This window comes from Mesorhizobium sp. M7A.F.Ca.CA.004.12.1.1 (genome assembly GCF_003997835.1).
Classification (GTDB): Bacteria; Pseudomonadota; Alphaproteobacteria; order Rhizobiales; family Rhizobiaceae; genus Mesorhizobium.
This window is the reverse complement of record NZ_RZRK01000272.1, coordinates 1-7,293: the sequence shown is the minus strand read 5'-3', so window position 1 is coordinate 7,293 and position 7,293 is coordinate 1. Positions and strand designations below refer to the sequence as shown.

Genomic DNA, 7,293 nt, shown 5'->3' with positions numbered 1-7,293 from the left:
ACCGTGGAGCGGCGTCGACGACGAGCCCACGCGCAATTGGACCAGCGGCGAAGCGGAGCCGGAAAACCCGCTGGCGGCGATCTGGATGGGCGATTTCAACATGGAGCCGGACAGCGCCGAGTATCGCCGCATCGTCGGCAGCACGCCCTACCATAGGGGTGCCGCCTATCTCAGCGGTTTCGTCGATGCCGCCGCCGTTGCCGGGGAGCCGGTTCCGGACTTCCACACCCATGTGAAGACCATCGACGGCAGACTGGCAAAGCGCCGGCTCGACCATTGCTTCGTCGGCGGCATGTTCGCCGGGCGGGTGCGTTCGATCAGTGCCGACATCGGCGAGGTTGCCTCGGATCATTTTCCGCTGCGGGTCGACATAGACCTGGAAACGCCCGGCATCGCCACATGACGCTTTTCGTCTTCTTTGCAGTGCTTGCCGCCGCTGCCATGCACGCGATCTGGAATGCGCTGGTCAAGGTTCATCTCGACCGCTTCCTGTCGATCACGCTGATGACATTAGGCATGGGCGCGGCGGCACTCGTGGTGCTGCCCTTCGTCGAAGTGCCGAAGGCGGAGGTGTGGCCCTACATCATCGCCTCGGTCATTTTCCACATGGGCTACCGGACCTTCCTGATCGGCGCCTACAAGGCCGGCGATTTCGCACAGACCTATCCGCTGGCACGGGGCACAGCACCTCTGCTCTCGGCCTTTGGAGGCATGTTCGTCGTTGCCGAGATTCCCGGCCCGTTCGCCATGCTCGGTATCTTCCTGTTGTCGGCCGGCACGCTGGTGATGTCGTTTCGTGGCGGCGCGCATCTGGAAAAGCTTAACCTGCGCGCGGTCGGTTTTGCGCTCGGCACCTCCATCTTCATCGCCAGCTATACGCTGTCGGACGGCAGTGGCGCGCGGCTGGCGGCAACCGCGCAGAGCTATGCCGCCTGGCTGTTCATCTGCGATGCTTTTGGCGCGTTGGTGCTGTGCCTCATCTTCCGTGGGCCGAAGGCACTGCCGGTGCTGGCGCGCGACTGGAAGGCAGGGCTGTTCACCGGCGTGCTCAGCGGCGCCGCCTACTGGATCGTCATGTGGGCGATGACCAAAGCACCGATCGCTTCGGTGGCCTCGCTGCGCGAAACCTCGATCCTGTTCGCCATGATGATCTCGGTCTTCGCTCTCGGCGAAAAAATGACCGGCTGGCGCGGTGCCGCCGCGCTCAGCATCGTGGCCGGCGTCGTCGCGCTGAGGCTTGGTTAGGCGCCGCTCAGGTCAGGACGGTCATCACCTGGCCACGTCGTTCCGGGCTGAAACGGATGACGACGATGATGCAGACGGCGACCACGCCTGCGAACAGCGCCAGGGCATAGCCATAGCTGCCTCCGGCGCTTTCCGCGATTCCCGCCTGATAGGGGCCGCCATAGGACGCGGCGAGATTGCCCGCCTGATAAATAAAGCCGGGCAAGGTCGCCCGCACCGCGCCGGGCGAAAGCTCGTTGAGGTGCACGGGGATGACGCCCCAGGCACCCTGGACCGCGACCTGCATGACGAAGGCGCCGATGGCGAGCATGAACGGCGTGGTCGAGTAGGCCCATAGCGGGATGGATGGCAAGGCGATCAGGCATGCCAGCGTGATGGCGTTGACGCGGCCGATCTTCTCCGACAGCGCGCCGAAAGCCAGGCCGCCGACGATGGCGCCGATATTGGCGACGATGGTGATCCAGCTCACCGTATGCGGATCGAAGCCGTGCTGCTTCTTCAGGAAGGTAGGGTAGAGGTCCTGCGTGCCATGACTCAAGAAATTGAAGAACATCATCAGGACGACGGCATAGAGCGCGACGCCCCAGTGCTTCTGCAGCGTTTCCCACATGCCCGGTCTCGCGGTCTTCTGCGCTTCGACGAAGGCCGGCGATTCCGGCACATGCGATCGGATGAAGAGCACGATCAGCGCCGGCACGAAGCTGAGCAGGAACATGGCGCGCCAGCCGATCGTGTAGCCGCCGATCGTCTGCTGATAGAGCAGGCCATAGACCACCGCCGCCAGCAGATAGCCGGCCGGATAGCCGCATTGCAGGATGCCGGAGACCATGCCGCGTGCGCTCGGCGGAATGGATTCCATGGCCAGCGAACTGCCCAGTCCCCATTCGCCGCCCATGGCGATACCGAACAGCGCGCGCAGCGCCAGGAAAATGCCAAGATTGGGCGAGAAGGCGGCCAGCGCGCCGATCACCGAATAGCTGACGATGTTGAGCATGAGGATGGGCTTGCGCCCATATTTGTCGGCAAGCATGCCGAAGAAGAACGCGCCGATGAAGCGTGTCGCCAAGGTCAGGAATAGCGCCTTGGAGACTGCGGGCACGTCGGCGTGGAATTCGGTCGCGATATCGGTGAGCAGGAATGTCAGAAGGAAGAAATCGAAAGCATCGAGCGTCCAGCCCAGGAATGAGGCGAGGACGGTCTTCTTCTGCTGCGAATTAAGGGGCAAATCTTCCTCCATCATCATCGATGGGGGGAATTATCGGCCAGTTCAGGGAAGACCGGTGGTCACGTTTTCGCGTGGCTCATTTGATCGAACGCCAGCTGGAATGGCGGAAGGTGCGATGAGAGCGACCGGTGCCATCTGTCGATGAACTCGATCGTGGCTTGAGGGTGAGGTCTAGATTTCGAGATCAAACACCAGCAGTCCGTCCGTGCCGCCTTCCAGGGCAGCAACCAGGCGCGCGCCGGCGCGCTGGTGCGCTTCATGCACAAGATAGGCATCGCGCGCGGCAGCATCGCGGAAATCGATGGTGAAGCCGTGGGTGAAGCCGCGTGCGAACGGCTCCGGGCTGACATTGGCGCTTAATTTTACGGCGTCCATGCCGTCGATCACCTGTCGAAGCGCCTCGAGATCGGAATGGATCGCCATGCGCTCGGTGGTGGCGACATCATTGCGGAATCTAGCGAAAACACAGTGCCTGATCATATCTTACCCCTCAGTGGCTAAGCAGCCCGGTTTCCGGAAAACACCGCCGGCGGCAGCGGCTCGCGGCCAAGGACCAGGTCGGCGCCCTTTTCACCGACCATGATGGTCGGCGCATTGGTGTTGGATGAAGGCACGCGCGGCATCACCGAGGCATCGCAGACGCGCAGGCCCTCGATACCGCGCAGCCGCAGATCCGGCGTCACGACAGCCATATCATCATGGCCCATGCGGCAGGTGCCGACCGGATGGTGGTCGGTCTTGGAACTGCGGCAGGCATAGTCGAACAGCTCGTCGTCGCTGGCGAGCGACGGGCCGGGCAGCACCTCGCGCAGCACGTAAGGGGCAAGCGCCTTCTGCCGCATGATCTCGCGGGCCAGCCGCAGCCCCTTGATCGACATGGCGCGGTCATAGGGATCGGACCAGTAGTTCGGATCAATCAGCGGATGGTCGGCCGGGTCGGCGCTCTTCAGCCGCACGGTGCCGCGCGAGCGCGGCCGCAGGAAAGCCGAGTTCAGGGTGACGCCGGGGTTTTTCAGCTTCTCGACGCCGGCTTCGATGCCGGAGCCCAAGCCGAGATGAAACTGGATGTCGGGCGAGGCGGCTGTCGGGTCGGCGTACCAGAAGCCGCCGGTCTCGAACAGGCTGGAGGCCACCGGCCCCTTCTTCAGCAGCAGATATTGCAGGCCGGCCCAGGCCGTGCGGTGCAGCTTGGCGTAGTTGTCATAGGTGTGATCGCCGGTGCATTCGGCGATGACGAACAGATCGAGATGGTCCTGCATGTTGGAGCCGACGCCGGGCAGGTCATGCACCGGCGTGACGCCGACCGACTTCAGATGGTCCGCGGGGCCGATGCCCGACTGCATCAGGAGTTTCGGCGAGCCGATGGCGCCGGACGAGACGATCACCTCGCGCTCGGCGTGCAGGATTTTCTTCTCGCCGCCTGGCCTGTCGACCAATTCGACGCCGATGGCGCGGCCCTTCTCGACGACGATGCGCGTCACCAGCACATCGGTTCGGACGGTCAGGTTCTTGCGGGCGCGGATCGGCTTCAAATAGGCGACTGAAGCGGACGAGCGCCGGGCATCCTTCTGGGTCAGCTGGTAGTAGCCGACGCCTTCTTGGGCAGCGCCGTTGAAGTCCGGGTTGAAGGGGATGCCCATCTCCTGGCCGGCACGGAAATAGGCTTCGCAGATCGGCAGCGGCGCAATCGGGTTCGAGACGCCGAGCGGCCCCTGGTCGCCGTGAAAATCGTTGGCGTAGCGCTGGTTGTTCTCAGCGCGTTTGAAATAGGGCAACACATCGCGATAGCCCCAGCCGGCGAGGCCCTCTTCCTTCTCCCAGGCGTCGTAATCGCGGGCGTTGCCGCGCGTGTAGATCTGGGCGTTGATGGACGAGCCGCCGCCGACCACCTTGGCCTGCGTGTACCAGAAGACGCGGTCCTTCATGTTTCTCTGCGGCACGGTCGACCAGCCCCAGGAGGCGATCCCCTTCGTCATCTTGGCGAAGCCCGCCGGCATGTGGATATAGGGATGCCAGTCCTTGCCGCCAGCTTCGAGCAGCAAGACCGAGTTGCCCGGATCCTCGCTCAGCCGGTTGGCCAGAACGCAGCCGGCCGGCCCGGCGCCCACGATGATGTAGTCGGTCATGAAACCATCCATTTACAGTCGCGCCACGGAGAGCGCACCGTCGACATTGATGATCGAGCCGGTCGAAAAGCCGAGCTTGCCACCGGCGAGCGTTGCCACCACCGCACCGATATCCGATGCTTCGCCCCAGCGCTTTGCCGGCACCAGACCACCGTCGATGAGGGCGTCGTATTTGGCGGTCACGCCTGAGGTCATGTCGGTGCGGATGATGCCGGGCCGCACCTCGAACACGCCTATGTTTTCGGGAGCCAACCGCAGCGCCAGGTTCTTCACCCACATCGAAAGTGCGGCTTTCGAGATGCAGTAGTCCGGCCGCTCCGGCGATGCCATTTCGGCGCTGACCGAGGTGATGGTGATGATTGATTTCGGGGGATCGCCTGGCGCGGCGAGCATCGCCTTGGCCACGGCCTGGCTGAGGAACACAGTGCCGCGCAGATTGATGCCGAGCGTGCGGTCGAAATTCTCCGGCTTGAGGTCCAAGAGGTCACCGCGCACCACGGCGCCGACGCCGGCATTGTTGACCAGGCAATCGATACGGTCGAAGGCGCGCATCGCGGCATCGACAAGTGCGGTGTGGCTGGCGAGATCGGCGATGTCGCACTGGATGTAGGCAAATTTCGCGCCACGCTTGGTGATGTCGGCGGCAAGTCCGTCAGCGGCTGTTTCGGCAAGGTCGGCGACCAGAATATCGTAGCCGCCATCCGCCAGCGCCTGGGCACAGGCAAGGCCAATGCCCCGCGCGCCGCCGGTGACGATGGCGGAGGGGCGGGTCATTGGAAGCTAGCCTTGCGGATGTCAGCGCCGCCCCTCATCGCCCTGCCGGAGCGTTCGTCGTTCGAAAAGCCAAGCAGTTGGCTTTTCGTCCGCTGCGCGGACCACTCCTCAACCCCCCGTATAGTGACGGGGAGAAGGACGCTCGCGCCGCCGTTCTCGCCAATCGCCAAAGGATCGCCGAGGTTGCGACCAGCTTTCTTCTCCCCGTTTACGGGGAGAAGGTGCCGGCAGGCGGATGAGGGGCGGCGCAAACCGATCATGCCGTAAGCTCCACCTTGCGGATGTGATCGGCAACGCGCATTGCCTGGGCGGCGATCGACAGCGCCGGGTTCACGGCGGCCGAATTGGGCAAGAAGCTTCCGTCGACGACGAAGAGGTTCCGGTGGTCGAAGGAGCGGCAGTAAGGGTCGAGCGCCGCCGTCGCCGGATCGTCGCCCATCTTTATCGTGCCGCATTGGTGCGACGGCGTGCGCTTGTCGAAGGGGCGCGACAGAACGATGGGATAACCGCAGGCGCGGAAATTTTCGCGCATCACCTTGGTCAGCCCGTCGAGCGACCGCATGTTGGAGCGCCGCCATTGCATGACGATGTCCTTGCCGTCGACCATGATGCGGCTTTCCGGATCGGGCAGATCCTCGCACATCAGGTACCAGTCGACGGCGTGGCCGGCCATGAAATCGAGCGCGAATCCCGGCGTGTATTTGACATTGGCCCGCAGCATGTTGCCGTCGATCTTGCCGAGCAACTGGACGTTCCCCAGCGGCTTGCCGCCCTTGCCGTCGGACAGGTAATAGTCGTTCAGCATCAAGGTCTTCTGGTAGACGGCATCGTTGCGACGGCGCGGGTCGATCGCCAGCATGGCGCTGGAATTGTGGTTCATGAAATTGCGGCCGACCTGGTCGGCGCGGTTGGCTAGGCCTTTGCCATCCGATGTGGGCGAGCGCAGCAGGATGACAGCGGAGTTGACCGCGCCGGCCGAGAGGATGACCAGCTTCGGTGATACTTTCTTCAGCTCGCCATTCTGCCGGTAGTGAATGGCTGATATCGTCGTGCCGTCTGGCGAGGCTTCGAGATATTCGACGTAGGCGCCGGTTTCGAGCTTGATGTTCTGGTCGGTGAGGGCCGCCGTCAGCGGTCCCGTTTGTGCGTCGACCTTGCCTTGGCCGGTGTTCGGGAAAGCATCCCAGCCGGTCTTGCCCTCCTTCAGCCAGGTGTCGATGTCGACACCGAGCGGCAGCGAGGCCGGATGCAGGCCAAGGTTTTTCAGCTCGGCGCGGGCGCGGGCGATCGGTGCCTCGTCGGGCACCGGCTTGTAGGCGTAGGGGATCGAATGGAACGGCTCGGTCGGATCCTCGCCCAGTGCACCGCGCACGCGAAACAGCTGTTCGGCTTTCGAATACCAGGGCTCGAATTCGTCATAGGTGAACGGCCATGCCGGAGAGACTCCGCCGAAATGCTCCATGGCCGCAAAGTCCTCCTTGCGGTAGCGGATCAGCACCGCGCCGTAGAACTTCGAATTGCCGCCGACATAGTAATAATTGCCGGGGTTGAAGGCGGCGCCGCCGGCCTCACGCCACATCTCCTTCGGCCTGTAATGGCCGTCGACGAAGATCGAGCGCGTGTCGCGCGCGTGCGGCGTCGCCGGCAACGGCTCGCCGCGCTCCAGCATCAGGATCGAGGCGCCGCTGCCGGCAAGGCCGGAAGCGATCGTAGCGCCGCCGATGCCGGAGCCGATGATGACGATGTCCGGATTTGTCATGGCCTAAATCGCGTCCCGACGCGCTTTAGTTTTTTGTTTTGATGCATGTCGTTGCCCCAAAACCGGATCCACTTTTGGGCGACATACATTAGCGAATACGGGTCTCGGTCGCCGGGTCGAAGAACACCGCCTTGGTCAGGTTGAAGGCAAGCGGCGTGTTGGTG

Annotated in this window: 8 protein-coding genes; 2 read left to right on the top strand and 6 right to left on the bottom strand. The window is 63.5% G+C overall.

What is annotated here, in order from left to right:
- Positions 1-403, top strand: a 403-nt coding sequence (locus EN984_RS16040; RefSeq protein WP_348630227.1) for an endonuclease/exonuclease/phosphatase family protein, incomplete at its 5' end; no start/stop codon positions are given.
- Positions 400-1,245, top strand: a complete 846-nt coding sequence (locus EN984_RS16035; RefSeq protein ID WP_013529691.1) for an EamA family transporter — start codon at positions 400-402, stop codon at positions 1,243-1,245. The genes EN984_RS16040 and EN984_RS16035, both read left to right, overlap by 4 nt.
- 7 nt (positions 1,246-1,252) lie before the next feature.
- On the opposite strand, the gene EN984_RS16030 is transcribed toward EN984_RS16035, so the two are convergent.
- From EN984_RS16030 to EN984_RS16005, 6 genes are all read right to left on the bottom strand, one after another.
- Positions 1,253-2,470: an MFS transporter gene (locus tag EN984_RS16030; protein WP_164748667.1), complete on the bottom strand. Its 1,218-nt coding sequence runs from the start codon at positions 2,468-2,470 to the stop codon at positions 1,253-1,255.
- A 171-nt stretch (positions 2,471-2,641) separates the two neighbouring features.
- Positions 2,642-2,950 carry a Dabb family protein gene (locus EN984_RS16025; protein WP_127269872.1) on the bottom strand — a complete coding sequence of 103 codons (309 nt, stop codon included), beginning with the start codon at positions 2,948-2,950 and terminating at the stop codon, positions 2,642-2,644.
- A gap of 17 nt (positions 2,951-2,967) precedes the next feature.
- The gene (locus EN984_RS16020; RefSeq protein WP_127272322.1) at positions 2,968-4,596 is read right to left on the bottom strand and encodes a GMC family oxidoreductase N-terminal domain-containing protein; all 1,629 of its coding nucleotides are present in this window, start codon (positions 4,594-4,596) and stop codon (positions 2,968-2,970) included.
- A 12-nt stretch (positions 4,597-4,608) separates the two neighbouring features.
- Entirely contained in the window at positions 4,609-5,370 is a 762-nt protein-coding gene (locus tag EN984_RS16015) for a 3-ketoacyl-ACP reductase (protein ID WP_127269732.1), read from the bottom strand.
- Positions 5,367-5,630: a hypothetical protein gene (locus EN984_RS16010; protein WP_127269730.1), complete on the bottom strand. Its 264-nt coding sequence runs from the start codon at positions 5,628-5,630 to the stop codon at positions 5,367-5,369. Before EN984_RS16010 ends, EN984_RS16015 begins: the two co-directional genes overlap by 4 nt.
- Positions 5,627-7,129 (bottom strand): GMC family oxidoreductase, encoded by a 1,503-nt coding sequence (locus EN984_RS16005; protein WP_127269728.1) that lies wholly within the window; start codon positions 7,127-7,129, stop codon positions 5,627-5,629. The genes EN984_RS16010 and EN984_RS16005 overlap by 4 nt, the downstream gene beginning before the upstream one ends.
- Between the last annotated feature and the right edge of the window lie 164 nt (positions 7,130-7,293).

Coding starts and splice junctions, on each gene's coding strand:
- EN984_RS16035 (WP_013529691.1), top strand. CDS start 400: ATGACGCTTTTCGTCTTCTTTGCAGTGCTTGCCGCCGCTGCCATGCAC.
- EN984_RS16005 (WP_127269728.1), bottom strand. CDS start 7,129: ATGACAAATCCGGACATCGTCATCATCGGCTCCGGCATCGGCGGCGCT.
- EN984_RS16015 (WP_127269732.1), bottom strand. CDS start 5,370: ATGACCCGCCCCTCCGCCATCGTCACCGGCGGCGCGCGGGGCATTGGC.
- EN984_RS16020 (WP_127272322.1), bottom strand. CDS start 4,596: ATGACCGACTACATCATCGTGGGCGCCGGGCCGGCCGGCTGCGTTCTG.
- EN984_RS16025 (WP_127269872.1), bottom strand. CDS start 2,950: ATGATCAGGCACTGTGTTTTCGCTAGATTCCGCAATGATGTCGCCACC.
- EN984_RS16010 (WP_127269730.1), bottom strand. CDS start 5,630: ATGATCGGTTTGCGCCGCCCCTCATCCGCCTGCCGGCACCTTCTCCCC.